This window comes from Halosimplex amylolyticum (genome assembly GCF_051414035.1).
Lineage (GTDB): Archaea > Halobacteriota > Halobacteria > Halobacteriales > Haloarculaceae > Halosimplex > Halosimplex amylolyticum.
Map to the genome: position 1 here is coordinate 1 of NZ_JBLKNW010000004.1, position 16,088 is coordinate 16,088.

The window sequence follows — 16,088 nt, forward strand, 5'->3', positions numbered from 1 at the left end:
TTATCGTTTCCGGCCCCGAACGCGAATCCGCGAAAACGGGAATATCCGGTAGTACGAGAACTGTACGGACAAGTCTCTCTCGTACAGTAATCGCCAGTTAAGGAAGTGGGCCAACGCGGATTTGAACCGCGGACCTCCCGGTTATCAGCCGAGCGCTCAACCTAACTGAGCTATTGGCCCTCGGCATCAATTGCTTTCGGACGGGGCACTTTAACAGTTACCCTTTGACCGCGATTCCGACGCCGTGTAGCGGTTCTGTGGTACCGTCCCACAGGGTCGGTCGGCGGTTCGGACGCCCCGGTCGGACCTCACTCGACGCCGGGGCGACGGTCGCTGTCGTCGTCGTCGAAGTCGATGTCGTAGGCGTCCTCGTCCAGGTCGTACGAGTCACGGGGTTGACCGGGGCCGGGACCGCCCGCACCCGGGCCACTCGGACCGGGACCGCCCGGACCCTGTCCAGCCTGGTCGAACGGGAATCCGCCGATGTAGACGTTTCCGGTGGCGAATCCGCCGCTTTTCTTGTCCATGTAGGGGACGATGACCTTCTCCCGGACGGCCCAGCGGATGGGCGCGCGCGTGACCGGCACGACCAGCAGGATACCGAGCGCGTCCGTGACGAGGCCGGGGGTGATCGTCAGCGCGCCGGCGACCAGCAGGAAGGCGCCGTCGAGCAGTTCGTCCGTCGGGAGTTCGCCGGCGGCGAGCTTTCGCTGTATCTCTCGGATGGTGTGGCGACTCTCGGCGCGGACGAGTAACAGCCCCAGGAGGGCGGTCAGCACGACGAGGAGGACCGTCAGGGGCGCGCCGATCTGGGTCGCCACGAAGACGAGAAACAGCGAGTCCAACAGCGGGATCAGCAACAGCAACCCCAGATACCGGAGCATACCCCGTCTTGTCACCGACGACTCAAACACTTTTCGAGGGGCCCCAGGAGTCTAGTCGTCCGCGCTCTCTACCGTTCTCCCCCACTCCCTATCGCTCCCGGAGACCGACCTCGATGGGGTCGTCGGGCTGGAGCGTGATCTGCATGGACAGGTCGAGCGGGGGTTCGGTGACGGGTTCGAACGCGAACCGCTGGGCGAGCGTCGCCAGCACGAGCTTCGTCTCCATGAGCGCGAAGCGCATGCCGATGCAGTGGCGCGGGCCGCCGCCGAAGGGGAAGTACGCGTACTCGGGCAACTCCTCGCGGAAGTCGTCGGTCCAGCGCTCCGGGCGGAAGGCGTCCGGGTCGTCGTACCAGCGTTCGTCGCGGTGGATAACCCACTGCGGCATCGAGATCGTCGATCCCTCGGGGATCTCGTACCCCCCGATCTGTACGTCGCGCGTGGGCTCGCGGAAGACGGTGTACGCCGGCGGGTAGAGCCGCAAGGCCTCGTCGACGACGCGGTCGAGGTAGCTCAGTTCGAACAGGTCCGCCGCGGTCGGGCGCGGGCCGTCCGCCGCGCTTCCGGTCGTTCCGTCGCCGAGCACGTCGTCTACCTCCTCGTGCAAGTGCGCCTGTTTCTCGGGGTGGTTCGCGAGCAGGAAAATCGCGTAGGAGAGCGAGAGCGCCGTCGTCTCGTGGCCCGCGAACAGGAACGTGAAGAGGTGGTCGCGGATCGCCGTCTCGTCGAGTCCCACCCCGTCCACGTCGAGGGCGAGCAGGATCGACAGCAGGTCGTCGAACTCGCCGTCGCTGTCGCGGCGGTCGGCGACGATGTCGGCGATGGCCTCGTCGAACTCCGCGACGGCGCGGCGACAGCGGCGATTCGCCGGCGTCGGCACCCACAGCGGGAGCAACGAGGAGAGCGACCCGACGTCGAACCGCTCGGAGATGGCCGCCGCGGCGTCGCGGATGGCCGACTCCCGACCGCGGATGTCCACGTCCAGCAGCGTCTTCGCGAGGATTTCGAGGGTGAGCGTCCGCATCTCCTCGCTCACCGCGACGGTCGACTGTCCCATCCACTCGCCGGCGCGCCCCTCCGCGAACTCGGCCATCATGTCGGCGTAGGTCTCGATGCGCTCGCGGTAGAACGACGGCTGGAGCGCGGTTCGGTGGGCCTGCCACGCTTCGCCCTCCATGAGGAAGAGACCGCCGTCGGCGATCTGCCCGAGCGCGTTCCTGATGACCGACGCCCGGCGGAAATCCGCGTCGTCGGTGACGAGGACGCGCTCGACGTCGTCGGGATGGGTGAGCATGTAGCCGTCGCTCCAGGCGACCCGGTAGCTGACCACGTCGTCGATGGCACGGCAGCGGTCGTAGAACGCCAGCGGGTCCCGGAGGAACTCGACGGTGTTGCCGGCCAGCGGCAGGCCGTCCGGCCCGGGTGGCCGCTCGCCGGACGTCGACTGCCGCACCTCCTCGGCCGCCGGTACCTCCGACCCCTCCGTCGACGCGTCGTGCGTTGCCATCGCCTGATGCTACGCTCCCCAGCGGTAATGCAGTTCGGCCGAGTACGCTCGCCTCTTTAAGTGAGTCGGCCAGGAGTGACAACGCAGTCCTTATGCGCGGCGTGGCAGTAGAACCGTCGATGACAGTCATCGGGATCGTCGGACTGCCCGGCAGCGGGAAGAGCGAGGCCGCCGCCGTCGCGCGCGAGGCGGGCGTCCCCGTCGTGACGATGGGCGACGTGATCCGCCAGGCCTGCCGCGACCGCGGGCTCGACCCCGCCACCCACCACGGCGAGATGGCGCGCACCCTCCGCGAAGAGAACGGACCGGGCGCCATCGCCGAGGCGTCGCTCCCCATGATCGAGGGCCACCTCGACGACGCCGACACCGTCGTCGTCGACGGCATCCGCTCGGACGTCGAAGTCGAGCGCTTCGTCGAGGCCTTCGGCGACGACTTCACCCTCGTCGAGATCCACGCCCCGGAGGACCTCCGCGCCGAGCGCCTCGACCTACGCGGCCGCGACGCCTCCGCCGCGGAGGGCGGCGAGTCCATGGAGGAGCGCGACGAGCGCGAACTCGGCTTCGGCATGGGCGAGGCCATGGCGATGGCCGGCCTCACCATCGAGAACGACGCCAGTCTGGAGGCGTTCCAGTCGACCGTCCGCCGCCTGCTCTCCGACGGCCCCGAAGCCATCGCGGACGAGCAATGAGGACCGATCACCCATGAGCACAGTCTACTCCGTCGACGTACAGATCACCGCACCGGTCAACGACACCGAGGTCACCGACAGAGTCGCCGACGCCGTCACGAACCTCTTTCCCGGCGCCGACGTCGACCACCAGCACGGCGAGCTCGTCGCCACCGCCCACGACATGGAGCACTTCTCCGAGTGTCTCCACCGCCAGGAGATCCTCGACACCGCCCGCGGCGCCTTCTTCGAGCACCTCCGCGGCGACACCTTCTCGTTCGACCTGAAGAAACAGGCCGCGTTCCAGGAAGTCGTCAACTTCGCCGTCGGCGAACCCGACGAACTCGGCGAGATTCACGTCCGCGTGCGCGTGAACGACCCCGACGCAGAGTCCTACATCGACCACGTCGCCCCGCCCACGAAAGAGGGCAAACCAATCGACCCCAACGAGTAGGCGTTCGAGTCGCGATCGGCGGGGTTCTGGTCGTTTGACGAACTGGCCGTATTTTTCAGGTGGCGCGCGCTGTCGCGAGTGTTATCTCGCGACGGAGTTGCGCGAGGGATGAGCAGCGGAGCAGAGCGAGCTGCGCAATCGGCTGGGGAGGCGTGTGGACGTTTGCGGTGCCGGTGACGGGTGGGACTGAAAGGGGCGAGCCGTTCGACGAGCGAGACGACGCAAGCACTGGAGCGAACGCAGTGAGCGAAGCGCGCAGCGAGTCGCAGCCGTCGAACGGGTCGGGGCTTTCAGCGCTACGTCGTCCACCTCTAGAAGAATAGAAAGCCCCCGGTCGCTGGCCGGTTCTGACTCGCTGCGCTCCTCGCTTCGCTTCGGTGCTTGCGTCGTCAGTTACCGACCAGCGACCGGCCCCTTTCAGTCCCGCCCGACGACTACCGTACCGCACCACACGCCTCCCCAGCCGACTCGTTCGCTCCCGTCGGTCGTTCACTCGTCCCTCGTACGATGTCGTCGCGGCACAGAGACCGCCAACGTCAGAGCTTTGCTCTGACGGTCCTCGGAATCGCACGCGATTCCGAGACGACAGTGCGCGCCACCGCATCCGATAGCTCATTCCGTGTCACCACCTCACACCGCTCGATCACCTTTTTCACGGAGTCCCGCAACCACGGACCTATGGCAGCGATCTTCTTCGACGTGGACGGGACGCTGGTCAGGTGGACGGGCGACTACGGCGAGATCATCGCCGACGCATTCGACCGAGCGGAGATCACACCCAGCGACGACTGGCTGGGCCACTACAACGAGCGCTTCTTCCACTACTTCGGCGCGTTCGCCGACGAGCCGTACCATCGAGCGTTCACGGACGTCTGCGACCGATTCGAAACAGACGCCGACCCCCGAGAACTCGCGGACGCGCTCGTCGCCGCGGAGTTCGACGCCGTCGAACCGGTCCCCGGCGTGGAGACGACCGTCGAGAAACTCGCGGAAGACCACACGCTCGGTATCCTGACCAACGGTATCCCGGAGGTTCAGTTCGGCAAGGTCGAGGAGATCGGTCTGCTCGACCACTTCGACGTTCACGTCGCCTCGCACGACCCGGAAATCGAGGCCACGAAGCCCCACCGGGACATCTACGAGACGGCGAAAGCCCGCGTCGACGCCGAGACGTACGTGATGGTCGGCGACGACCGCGAGCCGGACGTCGACGGCGCCCGAGAGCACGACTTCGAGACGGTCCACGTCGACACGTCGACGGCAGACCTCAGCGCTCCCGACTTCCGGACGCTCGCGACACTGCTCTGATTCGTCCGCATCGTGCAACAGCGCGGTTCAGCCGTCCACACCGCTGACGAACACGGCGAGCCACTCACCCAGTTCGCGCCGCCGCGTCACGCGGACGGACTCGACCCACTTGACCCACTGGAAGCCGCGGCGGCCGGGGGCGACCAGCCGCATCGGCGCGCCGTGACCGTGCGAGAGGGGGTGGCCGTCGACGCGGGTCGCGAGCAGCGCGTCCCGCGCCTCGTCGAGCGGGAGACTCCAGCGGTAGCCGGTCACCGAGCGGAACTGCACCCAGGCCGCGCCCGATTCCGGCCCCGCGGCGTCGAGCAGTTCGCCGACGCGGACGCCCTGCCAGTCGTGCTCGGAGTACCACCCGCTGGTGCAGTCCAGCAGCGCGCGCGTCTCCGCCCGATCGGGGCCCGTGCCGGCGTCACTGGCGGCGTCGCTGTCGCCCTCGTCGGTGCCGCCCTTTGCTTCGCCGGCGTTTCCCTCGCCGGCGTCTGCCTGCCCGGGGACCACCTCGTCGGCGGACAGCTCCAGCGGTTCCCCGACCATCCCGTCGACGGTCAGCGACCACGACGACCGGTCGATCGGATCCGGGTCGTCGGCGACCCACGAGGTGACGGGGAAGCGGTTCCCGTCGTCGCTCCCCTCCTCGCGCGACCCGGTGAACCGCCGCTCGGCGCCTGTCGTCCCGAGCACGGCGTTCGTCGCTTCCTGCGCGCGCCACGCAATCGCCCCCGACCCCACGAGCGCGGCGTACCGCAGCGCGTTCCGGCGGTCCGCGGCCGACCGACGGGACGGTAGCGCGAACCGCTGGCGCAAGTGGAGTACGAGCAGGAGCGGAACGGTCAGCCCCAGTCCGATGTGGAGGTTCAGGAGTCCCCACGGTCCGAGGTCGAGACTGCCGCCGAACACCCACCAGACGCCGGTCGCCAGCGCTGCCGTCGCGACGACCCCCAACAGCGCGGACAGCAGTCGCGTCGCGTCCAGCGCGTCCGGGGCCAGTCGATGGCGCACCCGTCGGAGTTTCCAGGCCAGCAGGACGACGGTCGCCAGCCCCGCGATCGCGTGCACGTCGAACACCCAGGCGCCCGCGGGCCGGCCGGAGACGAGGCTCACCGCGCCCGTCGCGAGCAGGACGACCACCGCCGCCAGCAGGGAGGCGTCGACTACCCGGGGCGGCGGCTCGATCCGCGGCAGTCGGCCCATTACCCGCCGTTAGGCCTCGATGGGCTTGACTGACAGGGTCAGCTCGACCGAACGGGTCGCACCACGGTCGGAGCGGCGAGCGGGGGCACGTCGGGAAGCGGCCGTATGCTCAAGGGGACTCCGTTCGAACGGTCGACACGATGCTTCGCCCGCCCGCAGTCACGGAACTCATGGAGACGGCCGAAACGGTCGACCCGGAGACGGACGCGCTCGCTATCGCGCGCCGGCTCGACGACCCCGACGTCGAATCGGTCGTCGTGGTCGAAGACGGCGCCGTCGTCGGGATCGTCACGCAGTCCGACGCCGTCGCGCTGCTCGTGGACGACCACGAGCCGGACGCGCTCACCGCCGCCGACCTGATGTCGAGTCCGGTCCAGACCGTCGACGCGGACGAATCGATCGTGGCGGCCGCCGAGCGGTTACGGACGCACGGGATCGGGTCGCTGCCGGTGCTCGACGACGGCGAACTCGTTGGGATCGTCACCACGGGCCTGCTCTCGCAGTACATCCCGCACGTTCGCAGGCCGACGCGCGAGGCCGACGCCGACGAGGAGGTCGTTCGCGAGACGGAGCGCGCCGACACCGCCTACGAGAAGCCCGACTGGGAGTTCGAGTACGTCGGTCACCAGGGCCACATCGACGTCGGCGACGTGGTGCGCTTCTCGAAACCGCTCGACGAGACCGAGGTCGAGGAGTTCGCCGACGCGAGCGGCGACACCAACCGCCTCCACCTCGACGACGAGTACGCCAGGGGGACGCGCTTCGGCCGGCGCATCGTCCACGGAACCCTCGTCACCGGCGTCGTCAGCGCCGCGCTCGCTCGACTGCCCGGCCTGGTCATCTACCTCTCCCAGGAGGTCAGCTACCTCGGCCCCGTCGACATCGGCGAACGCGTCACCGCCGAGTGCGAGGTGGTCGAGCAGATGGGCGACGACCGCTACCGGCTCACGACGACCGTCTCGAACAGCGACGACGAGCCGGTCATCGACGGCGAGGCTGTCGTCATCGCCGATCCGATCCCAGAGACGGCCTGAGAGGTCCACGAACCGTCCTGGGACGGTCCCGAGACGGGCGGTTCACTCCACGCCGGTTCCGATCGCGTACAGTCGTCCGGTCGCGTCGCCGACGTACACCCGCCCCTCGACGACGGCGGGCGAACCCGTCACGGCGCCGTCGGTCTCGAAGCCCCAGCGCTCGTCGCCCGCACCGGTGTCGAGCGCGAGCACGCTCCCCGCAGTCGTCCCGAAGACGACCGTCCCGTCGACGACCGCCGGGGACGATTTGACCGCCCCGTCGGTCTCGCGGCGCCAGCGCTCGCTGCCGTCCTCGGCCGAGAGCGCCAGTATCAGGCCGCCGTCGGTGCCGACGTAGACGGTCCCGTCAGCGACGGCGGGCGAGGAGAAGACCGGCGCGTCCGTCGAGACGCGCCAGCGTTCGGTCCCGTCGAGGGCGTCGACCGCGGCGACGCCTCCCGGGCTCGCGCCAGCGTAGACGACGCCATCGGCGACGGTTGGCCCCGACCACGCGCGAGTCTCGTTCGACCCCGCGTAGCGCCAGAACTCCTCCCCGTCCGCGGCGTCGACGGCGTACAGCCGGCCCGCGTAACTCCCCGCGAACACCCGACCGTCGGCCAGGGCGACGGGCCCGACGACGCCGAGGAAGCCGCCGGCGTCGAACGACCACTGTTCGTCACCGGCCGCCGCGTCGATGGCGGCGACGGACCCGTCCGTCGCCCCGACGTAGGCCGTCCCGTCCGCGACGACCGGCCCGCTCCGCACCGCCGCCGGCCCCGCTCGGTCGCCCGCGACCGAGACCGACCACCGCTCGGTCCCGTCGGCGGCGTCGACTGCGGTCAGATCCCCGGTCTCGTCGCCGCAGTAGACCACCCCGTCCGCGACTGTCGGCGTCGCCCTGACCTCGTCGCTCCGCTCGTGCGTCCATCGCTCCGTCCCGGCCGCCGCGTCGATGGCGGTCACCGCTCCATCTGCGCTCCCCGCGTACGCGAGACCGTCCGCGACCGTGACCGACCGCTGGACGGCCCCGTCGAGGGGGACCGACCAGGCGGCCTCGACCGGCGATTCGGGGGCGCTCACGCCCGGTTTCCAGCCCGTGTGGGCGTCGTCGGCCTGCACGACTCGCCACTCGTCCGGTGGCGATCGCGCATCGGGGGAGGTCGTGGGCGCTTCGTCCCTCGGCGTCGATTCCCGGTCGATCGGGTCGGACGGCGGCGTCTCCGTTTCCGACGTCGGTGAGACGGACCGGACGGGTGTCTCCGTCGGCGTCACGTCGTCGGGGCCGGACCGCCCCCCGGGCTCGTCGGTCGCGGGGCCGTCGAACAGCGAACAGCCGGCGAGCGCGCCGACGCCCGCGACGACTCCGCGCCGCAACGCGGCCCGCCGCGACAGACGCCCGGAGTCGCCCCGGTCTCCCCGCTCCATGGTGGGTGACTCGCCGTCTGCGGGCAAAAAAGACGGGGGCGCCTCGGAGCGAGCGCTGGCGCGTCGGGATGCGACGGCGGAACTGTCGGCCGCAGCGGCACTACGGAGCCGTGAAAAACGCAGATGTCGGCGTCGTAGAACTTACAGCAGACCGGTCTTCTGGAGCTTCATCAGGTCCTCGGTGTCGAGGGTCTCGCCTTCCTTGAACTTCTGGTAGATCTCCTCGGCTTCCTCGCGGGCGGCCTCCTCTTTCTCCTGGCGCGCCTCGCGCTCTTCCTCTTCTTCCTTCTTGTCCAGTTCGCGCAGGCGCTTCTGGACGCGCACGAAGTCCTCGTGGTGCTGGTCGGCCGCTTCCTGGGCCTCCACGAACTTCTCGTGCATCTCGTCGGCCTCGTCGCGGATGTCGTCCGCCTCGCGGTAGGCCTCGATCATCTGGTTGTGGTGCTCCTGGGCCTCGTCGGCCAGCTCGGTCACCTTCTGGTGGTGCTTGGAGGCCTCCGAGCGGATCTCCTCGGCTTCGGCCTTGATCTCCTCGAGGTCACCGCCCTGGTTGAGCTTCTCTTTCTTCTCGGCGAGCTTCTCGCGCTTCTCCTCGATCTTCTCGATGAGTTCGCGCTCGTCCTCGGCCGAGAGGACCTCCGTCTGCTGTTTGAACTCGAGGTCCTCGATCTCGGACTCGAGCTGCTCGATGTCCTTGCCCTCGTCGAGTTCGAGGTCGTCTCGCTTGTCCTCGACCTCGTCGAAGAGCTCGTTGGCCTCGGCGTTGAGCTCGTTGCGCTTCTCCTTGTGCTCCTGGACCTGCTGGTTGAGCTCGTCGCGCTTCTCGCGGTGCTCCTGGGCCTCGTCGACCTTCTCGCGCGTCTTCGCGTTGAGGTCGTCGCGGCTGGAGGCCCGCTCGGAGGCCATCTGGTTGAGGTCGTTTCGTCGGTCTCGAAGCTGTCCCGCGAGCTTGATGAGCTCGCCCTTGGACTTGGTCTCGAGATCTTCGTCTGTCACCGATACGTTCTTGGATTCGTCTATCGAGTCTGCCATAATTGTACCTCTATGCCATACCCGCTCCGGCGAGTGACAGGCCCACCGCTACGGAGTGGCTGACGCCGACAACAAGGGTGTCCTGTCATGCTGGTCGAAGTGCGATACAGCCGGAACGCCGGAGACGTTCTGGTATCAAACCCTTGCGCTTCCCCTGGTTTAAATATTCCGGTGAACCGTGCCCCCGAGTCACACTCCCACGCCCCCGAGAACGGCACGAGAGGGCCACGAGACACGGTACCACACAGTACGGTCAGCTTATAAACGGTAGGTGTTGTCGACGGCCGCGTCGCCGACGGCGAGCGTCAGATCGGCCGACGCGGCCGATTTCGGGACAGAGACGGACTCGACGACCGCCCGGTCGCCCGCGTCGACGGTCACCTCGGCCTCACCGCTCTCGTCGCCGACCGTCCAGGTGACCGTTCCCGTCACCGACTCGGGCGCGTCGTTGGCGACGACCACCTCGCACTCGCCCGGCGACGCGCCGACGAGGAACGCCTGGACGGGGTCGAACGCCGTCGCGAGGCTGTCGGCCGCCTCCTTCGGCGTCCCGTCCCGCGCGTAGACGCCCATGCCCGCCCCGCCGGCGTCCCGGAGCGCGTTCGCGACGACGACCGGCGCGCCGTCGGTCCGCAGCCGCTCGGCGATCCCGCGGACGACCTCCGCCTGGTAGGCCTGCGAGGCCTCCGGGTCGTCGCTCCCGACGGCCGCGTCGTGTTTCGCCGCGTCGAACCCGGCCGCCTCGAATCCGTCGTCGGTCGGGTCGACGCCATCGGGGAGCGACCCGGCGCCGAACTCGCCGACCACGCCGCCCAGGTCGTAGCGCTCGGTGACCCACTCCAGGTCGTCGACGCCGCCGTAGTCCCAGCCGGGATACAGCGCGGCGGCGTCGGGGGCCGTCCCCGGTTCGCCGACGACCGGGAACACGGCCAGACCGTCCGGGACGGCCTCGGCCACCTCGTCGGCGGCCCCGCGGTCGTAGTCGCTGCGCCAGACACGCCAGCGGAACCGCAGGCGGTCGACCAGCCCGGACCCGACGCGGTCGGCGAACGTCCGCGTCGGCTCGTCGTGGATCCCCAGCGCCGCGAGGCTCGGGTGGTGGGAGTACGTCCGCGCCAGCCGCTCGGCCAGGTCCTGCCCGCGCGCGATGTCGAACACGCCCGGACCGGTCAGCGGCAGGTCCTGCCAGACGAGCAGCCCCGCCTCGTCGCAGGCCTCGTAGACGTCCCCGGACAGCGCGTGGGCGTGGGCGCGCACGAGGTTCGCGTTCACCTCGGCGGCCCGCTCGGCGTCCGCGACCGTCGCGTCCTGGAGCGCGACCCCGCGGACGGGCACGTGCTCGCCGTTGACCCGGAGCCCGCCCTCCTCGGTCTGCTCGACGGTCGCGATCCCGGTCGTCTCCGTCCGGACGGTGTCGTCGAGTTTCGCGCGCACCTCGTAGCGGTGCTGGGCGCCCATCCCGCGGGGCCACCACAGCGACGGGTCGCGCACGTCGATGGCGTGCTCGGCGACGGCCCGCTCGCCCGCCGCCGCGGTCACGCTCGCGCGGTCCATCATCCCGCGCCCGCGCCGGTCGCCCGCGGGCTTCGTCGTCAGCGTGAGCCGGTCGTCGAGCGGTTCCGAGGCGTAGACCTCCGCGGCCGCGTCGACGGTCGCGCCGTCGGCGGTCACCCGCGGCGTCAGGTCCACGTCCACGACGAACGGGTCGGGCTGGCCCGTCACGTCGACGCCCCACCAGATCCCCGGCACGGACTCGCTCGCCGGGATCCGGTCGGTGTCGTGGATCCCGCCGAAGCGGTCCTCGGGGGCCCAGCACTCGACGACGAGTTCGTTCTCCTCGTCGGGTTCGAAGGGCACCCTGACGGGGTCGAAGACGGCGTCGGACTCGGCGACGAGTTCGTCGTTGAGCCAGACCTCGGCGTTGGCGTACAGGCCGCGGAGTTCGAGCAGGGCGAGCGCGTCCGCTGGGTCGCGCGGGTCGTCGAAGACGGTCCGGTAGGCGACCCGGTCCTCGCCGGCGAACGCGGCCGGGCGCCCCGGCACCTCGACGTCCTGCCAGTCCCTGGGTTCGGGCTTGCCGCCGCCGGGGTCGACCGCCGCACCGCTCCACTCACTCGGCATACCAACGTGCGCGTTCCCCGGTGGTATATCCTTTACGTCGGACGGTCGCGGACGTGTCAGCGGAGCGCCCCTTCGCCCCACGTTTCGACCCGGCAGCTCCCGCGCACCACTTCCGCTCACGAAACCGCAAGACGGGGGCGACCACCCCGCCGCAGTCCGGCGATTACACTTTCACTCAGGGTACGGCTCGGCTTCATATGTGACCGGGACCAACTCCGAGTATGTTGAGCGAGATAGTCTGCCGGTGCGAGGCGGCGAACTGCTCACGGGAACTCACCGACGGCTCGTGCATGCTCGTCTTCCGGACCGACGCGGGCGAACGCCGGGCCTACGAGTGCGACTGCGGCCACGTGACAGTCACCGTCGCCGCGCCCGACAACTGATCCGTCCCACGGGGGCCGCGCCCGATCGCCTTCGACCGCGCGACCGACTTCGACTCCCTGAAGTGCGCGCACCCGAATCGGCGGACATGAGCGACGACCTCGTTGAAGTAGTCCGCGCGCACGGGCACGAGAACGTCACCGCCGAGCACGTCAGTACCCTCGAGTTCTCCAGCGACGACTTCCTCACGCCCGCCGGCGACTGCATCCTCGCCATCGAGGCCGACCGCGTCCCCGCCGACTTCGACCCGGCGTTCCTCGACGCCTGTCGCGACCACGGCGCGACGATAACGGCGACTATCGAGGCCGACGGCCACGTCCACGAGGTAACCGGCCGCGGGCACCCCGACTTCTCCTTCGAGAACGAGCGCAGCCACGTGATCCGGACGAGCGACTACGTCGACGACAGGACGGTCATGGTCGGCGCCGAGGGTGCGGCCGCCGACGTCGACCGGGACCTGGTCGCGGCGCTCGCCGACGGCGCCGACGCGACGCTGACCCTCCGCGTCGATCCCGCGTAAGTTCGGAACGCGGCGTCACCGACGAGTCGCCTGCAGGAGTTCGCTCCCGGGGTCGCGCCGCAGGCCGGTGCGCTCGACGTCGGCGAAGCCGGCCGCCCGGAGCCAGTCCGTCACCGCGTCGGCGTCGTGGACGCCCCGGCCGAGCGTCGCGCGGTAGGTGAGCGAGACGAGCGCGACCGCCGCGCGACCGAGGTTCATCCGGCCTCCGCCCTGGAACTGGTCGAGCACGACGACGCGACCACCGGGAGCGAGCGCCTCGTGGACCCGCTCGAACAGCGCCCGTACTTCCGCCTCGTCGTGGCCGTGCAGGACGTTGAACAGGAGGACCGCGTCGTAGCCGTCGCCGACGTCGTCGGTTCGGTAGTCGCCGCCCCGCGTCTCGATCCGGTCGGCCAGCCCCCGGTCGCGGATCTCCGTTTCGGCCACCTCCAGGGCGTCGGGGTGGTCGAAGACGACCGCCGACAGCCCGGGGTTCCGTTCGCAGAGTTCGGCGGCGTAGAGACCGTGGCCGCCGCCGAGGTCGAGTAGCGTCCTCGCGCCGCCCGGGAGGGCTATCTCGTCGACGACGGGGTCGACGATCAGCGTCGCGGCGGCGCGAAAGCCCCGCTGGGCCGTCGGCCACAGCGTCGGGTTCGCCGTCAGCCACTCGTAGAGCGTCAGCGGCGGTCGACCCTCCCGGATCGTCGTCTCCAGGTGCTCGTTCCAGAACGGAAAGACCACGTCCCGCCAGAAGGTGAACCACGGTGCCAGGTTCGCTTCCCCGTCCTCGGTGAGCCAGCGCTCGGTCGCCGCGGTCCGGACGACGGCGTCGCCGTCCCGCTCGACGTACCCGTTCGCCGCGAGAACCCGCAGGAGGTCGCCCAGCGCCGTCGGGTCCGCGTCGATCTCGGTCGCGAGCGCGCCGACGGACCGCGGCTCGTCCAGCGCGGCGAACACGCTCAGGTCGTGGGCCAGCGCCAGCGCGTGGAAGCTCCCGGCGTCGAGCAGGTCGACGATCGCTGACGGCGCCCGATCGAACCGGAACAACGCGAGTCGTTCGAGCAGGTTCGGCTGCACCGGCATTCAGTGACACTGCCGCCGGAGACGGCATAGGGGTTCCGCCGGCGGGACCGGAACTGTGGCGTTATGTGGGTTCGGCCCTCGTCTCCTCGTATGAGCGACGACGCAGGGGACGCGGGCGCGACGGACGACCCGGAGCCCGCCGAGAACATCAGCGGCGGCGCCGCGGGCGGGGGCGAGGCCGCGGTCTTCGAACCGGGCGACGCCGACAGCCGCGCCGAGGCCGTCGTCGACCGCCTGGGCGAACTGTACTGGCAGAAGGCCTACGGCGGCCGCGACGGCTTCGAGTGCCTCGTCCGCACAGTGCTGAGCCAGAACACCTCCGACGTGGCGAGCCAACCGGCCCACGACGCCCTGATGGATCGGTACAGTGGTGGTTCGGACGACGATCTCGCCGAGTCCCTCGCCGCCGCCGACCAGCAGCGCCTCGCCGAGACCATCTCCGCGGCGGGCCTCTACAACCAGAAGTCCGAGCGCATCATCGCGCTCGCGGGAAGAATCTGCGAGGAGTACGGCGGCGCCGCGGGCTTCGACGAGTTCGTCAAGACGGGCGACCCCGCCGAGGTCCGATCGGCGCTGCTGGAGATGAACGGCGTCGGGCCGAAAACCGCGGACTGCGTCCTCCTCTTCTCGGGCGGGCGCGGGGGCGTCTTCCCCGTCGACACGCACGTCCACCGCATCGCCCGCCGGATGGGGCTGGCGCCCGCCGACGCCGACCACGAGGGCGTCCGCGAGGCGCTGGAGGAAGCGGTCCCCGCCGAGAAGTGCGGCTTCGGCCACACCGCGATGATCCAGTTCGGCCGCGAGTACTGTCAGGCCCGCAAGCCCGCGTGTCTCGACGACCCCGAGGGGTGTCCGCTCGTCGACCTGTGCGATCAGGTCGGCGTCGACCCTGGGTCCGGAACAGTCGCGGATCCCGCGGAAGCGGTCTCGGGCGACAACCGCGGATAGATCGGGGAGAACGCCGGTTCTCCCACAGGTTCCGTCGATTCTCTGCCACCGAGGGGCGAGGAATACGGAGATAGTCGGTCACCGACGGGCGAGGAATACGGAGACAGTCGGTCACCGACGGGCGAGGCATACGGAGACAGTCGGTCACCGTCGGGGGCGGCACACATAGATAGTCAGCCGCCGTACGATACCTGATGGAAAATCCCGCTCCGCAACCGGCAGCGGAGGACGTTCTCGCCGTTTTCGACGGACTAGACGACCCCCGCGAACCGCTCGCGACGATCGAGGTCGCCGACCGAGTCGGCTGCACGACGCGCGCCGCCTACGGGACGCTCGACGCACTGGCCGAACGCGGCGAACTCGGATCGAAACGGATCGGCGCGCGAGCGCGGGCCTGGTGGCGCCCGTCGGACGCCGACGGGCCGTCCCCGGAGCGCCCCGGCGAGGACCGGTCGTTCCCGTCGACGCGGGACAGGAGCGTCATCGAGCGTATTCTCGAAGCCAGTCCCGTGAGTATCGTCGTCGTGGATCCGTCCGGTGACATCTCCTTCGCGAACGAGCGGGCGGAGAAAACGCTCGGTCTGGAGCGCGACGAGATCACCAGCCGGACGTATCGCCAGCGGGAGTGGCACATCACCTACGACGACGGAACGCCGGTCCCCGTCGAGGAACACCCGGTGACTCGCGTCCTGGAAACGGGGGAACCGGACTACGGGTTCGAACACTGGATAGAACTCCCCGACGGCACCGAGCGGTGGCTATCGAGCAATTCGGCCCCGGTACTCGACGGCGACGGGACCGTCGAATACGTCGTCGTCGGTTTCGAAGACGCGACGTCGCTGAAGGAGCGCGAGGACAAACTGACGAGCGACCAGCGGCGGGTGCTCGATTTCCGCTCCGAGGCGTCGTTCGCACGATTCCTCGGCGCGGCCGACGGCGAGGTGCGGATCGACGTCGACGAGGTGGTGACGCTCGCCGACGGGACCGCGCTCCAGTACGTCACGGCGTCCGGCATCGCTACCAGGGCGCTGGTCGAGGTGTTCGAGCGGCAGTCCGCTGTTCTCGACGTCCGACTGGTCAGTTCGACCGCGGAGCGCAGTCGAGTCGAAGTCCGCGTCGGGGGGCCGACACTCTCGAAGGTGTTCGACGACCTCGGGGGGAAGGTGACGTCGCTCCTCCGATACGGCGACGACGGGACGCCCGTGCTCACCGGAGAACTGCCGGGGGACGTCGACCCGCGGACGGTGATTCAGGCGGCTCGACGGGTGTATCCGGACGCCGAACTGGTCGCCCAGGAACTCCGCTACACGCCCCGCCTCCTGCGCGACGTCGTCGAGGAGGCGCTCACCGATCGGCAGTTCGCGGCCCTGCGCACGGCCTACTACGGGGGATATTTCGAGACCCCTCGGACGAGTACCGGCGACGAGCTCGCGGACCAGCTCGGTGTGACGCGCCAGACGTTCAACCAGCACCTCCGCAAGGCCCAGCGAACCGTCTTCGAACAGCTGTTGGAAGCGTCCGGCGAGGAGGCACGCTGACCAGTCAGGTCGACTCCTTACCCCTGTCGTGCGCTT

General features: G+C 69.7%; 15 protein-coding genes and 1 tRNA gene. 8 read left to right on the forward strand and 8 right to left on the reverse strand.

What is annotated here, in order from left to right; genetic code table 11:
• Positions 1-106 precede the first annotated feature (106 nt).
• The 3 genes from ACMGFE_RS16850 to ACMGFE_RS16860 all read right to left on the reverse strand — a co-directional run bounded on the left by ACMGFE_RS16850 (position 107) and on the right by ACMGFE_RS16860 (position 2,391).
• A tRNA-Ile gene (locus ACMGFE_RS16850) sits at positions 107-180 on the reverse strand.
• Positions 181-308: 128 nt separating this feature from the next.
• On the reverse strand, positions 309-884 hold the full coding sequence (locus ACMGFE_RS16855; protein WP_436926397.1) for an FxsA family protein: 576 nt from the start codon (positions 882-884) through the stop codon (positions 309-311).
• A gap of 88 nt (positions 885-972) precedes the next feature.
• Positions 973-2,391 (reverse strand): cytochrome P450, encoded by a 1,419-nt coding sequence (locus ACMGFE_RS16860; protein ID WP_436926398.1) that lies wholly within the window; start codon positions 2,389-2,391, stop codon positions 973-975.
• A gap of 119 nt (positions 2,392-2,510) precedes the next feature.
• Here ACMGFE_RS16860 and ACMGFE_RS16865 point away from each other — a divergent pair, with 119 nt between their 5' ends.
• The 3 genes from ACMGFE_RS16865 to ACMGFE_RS16875 all read left to right on the forward strand — a co-directional run bounded on the left by ACMGFE_RS16865 (position 2,511) and on the right by ACMGFE_RS16875 (position 4,821).
• Positions 2,511-3,080 carry an AAA family ATPase gene (locus tag ACMGFE_RS16865; RefSeq protein WP_436926399.1) on the forward strand — a complete coding sequence of 190 codons (570 nt, stop codon included), beginning with the start codon at positions 2,511-2,513 and terminating at the stop codon, positions 3,078-3,080.
• A gap of 13 nt (positions 3,081-3,093) precedes the next feature.
• Positions 3,094-3,513, forward strand: a complete 420-nt coding sequence (locus ACMGFE_RS16870) for an RNA-binding domain-containing protein (RefSeq protein ID WP_436926400.1) — start codon at positions 3,094-3,096, stop codon at positions 3,511-3,513.
• 678 nt (positions 3,514-4,191) lie between these two features.
• The gene (locus ACMGFE_RS16875; RefSeq protein WP_436926401.1) at positions 4,192-4,821 is read left to right on the forward strand and encodes an HAD family hydrolase; all 630 of its coding nucleotides are present in this window, start codon (positions 4,192-4,194) and stop codon (positions 4,819-4,821) included.
• Positions 4,822-4,848: 27 nt separating this feature from the next.
• Here ACMGFE_RS16875 and ACMGFE_RS16880 read toward each other — a convergent pair whose 3' ends face one another.
• Complete coding sequence (locus ACMGFE_RS16880; protein ID WP_436926402.1) at positions 4,849-6,012, reverse strand: molybdopterin-dependent oxidoreductase; 1,164 nt, start codon at positions 6,010-6,012, stop codon at positions 4,849-4,851.
• A 140-nt stretch (positions 6,013-6,152) separates the two neighbouring features.
• Here ACMGFE_RS16880 and ACMGFE_RS16885 point away from each other — a divergent pair, with 140 nt between their 5' ends.
• On the forward strand, positions 6,153-7,046 hold the full coding sequence (locus ACMGFE_RS16885) for a CBS domain-containing protein (protein ID WP_436926403.1): 894 nt from the start codon (positions 6,153-6,155) through the stop codon (positions 7,044-7,046).
• A gap of 42 nt (positions 7,047-7,088) precedes the next feature.
• Here the strand turns inward: ACMGFE_RS16885 and ACMGFE_RS16890 are convergent, their stop codons facing one another.
• The 3 genes from ACMGFE_RS16890 to ACMGFE_RS16900 form a co-directional block, all read right to left on the reverse strand.
• Positions 7,089-8,450: an outer membrane protein assembly factor BamB family protein gene (locus ACMGFE_RS16890; protein ID WP_436926404.1), complete on the reverse strand. Its 1,362-nt coding sequence runs from the start codon at positions 8,448-8,450 to the stop codon at positions 7,089-7,091.
• Positions 8,451-8,591: 141 nt separating this feature from the next.
• Positions 8,592-9,482, reverse strand: a complete 891-nt coding sequence (locus tag ACMGFE_RS16895) for a coiled-coil protein (RefSeq protein WP_436926405.1) — start codon at positions 9,480-9,482, stop codon at positions 8,592-8,594.
• A 258-nt stretch (positions 9,483-9,740) separates the two neighbouring features.
• Positions 9,741-11,603, reverse strand: coding sequence for a glycoside hydrolase family 2 protein (locus tag ACMGFE_RS16900; protein WP_436926406.1), 1,863 nt, complete (start codon positions 11,601-11,603; stop codon positions 9,741-9,743).
• Between the two features lie 221 nt (positions 11,604-11,824).
• Here ACMGFE_RS16900 and ACMGFE_RS16905 point away from each other — a divergent pair, with 221 nt between their 5' ends.
• Both ACMGFE_RS16905 and ACMGFE_RS16910 read left to right on the forward strand, forming a co-directional pair.
• Entirely contained in the window at positions 11,825-11,986 is a 162-nt protein-coding gene (locus ACMGFE_RS16905; protein WP_436926407.1) for a hypothetical protein, read from the forward strand.
• Between the two features lie 86 nt (positions 11,987-12,072).
• Complete coding sequence (locus ACMGFE_RS16910; protein ID WP_436926408.1) at positions 12,073-12,504, forward strand: DUF371 domain-containing protein; 432 nt, start codon at positions 12,073-12,075, stop codon at positions 12,502-12,504.
• 15 nt (positions 12,505-12,519) lie between these two features.
• On the opposite strand, the gene ACMGFE_RS16915 is transcribed toward ACMGFE_RS16910, so the two are convergent.
• Complete coding sequence (locus tag ACMGFE_RS16915; RefSeq protein WP_436926409.1) at positions 12,520-13,566, reverse strand: methyltransferase; 1,047 nt, start codon at positions 13,564-13,566, stop codon at positions 12,520-12,522.
• Between the two features lie 90 nt (positions 13,567-13,656).
• On the opposite strand from ACMGFE_RS16915, the gene ACMGFE_RS16920 reads away from it, so the two are divergent.
• Positions 13,657-14,514 (forward strand): endonuclease III domain-containing protein, encoded by an 858-nt coding sequence (locus tag ACMGFE_RS16920; RefSeq protein ID WP_436926410.1) that lies wholly within the window; start codon positions 13,657-13,659, stop codon positions 14,512-14,514.
• A 194-nt stretch (positions 14,515-14,708) separates the two neighbouring features.
• The gene (locus ACMGFE_RS16925) at positions 14,709-16,052 is read left to right on the forward strand and encodes a bacterio-opsin activator domain-containing protein (protein ID WP_436926411.1); all 1,344 of its coding nucleotides are present in this window, start codon (positions 14,709-14,711) and stop codon (positions 16,050-16,052) included.
• The last annotated feature ends 36 nt before the right edge of the window (positions 16,053-16,088 follow it).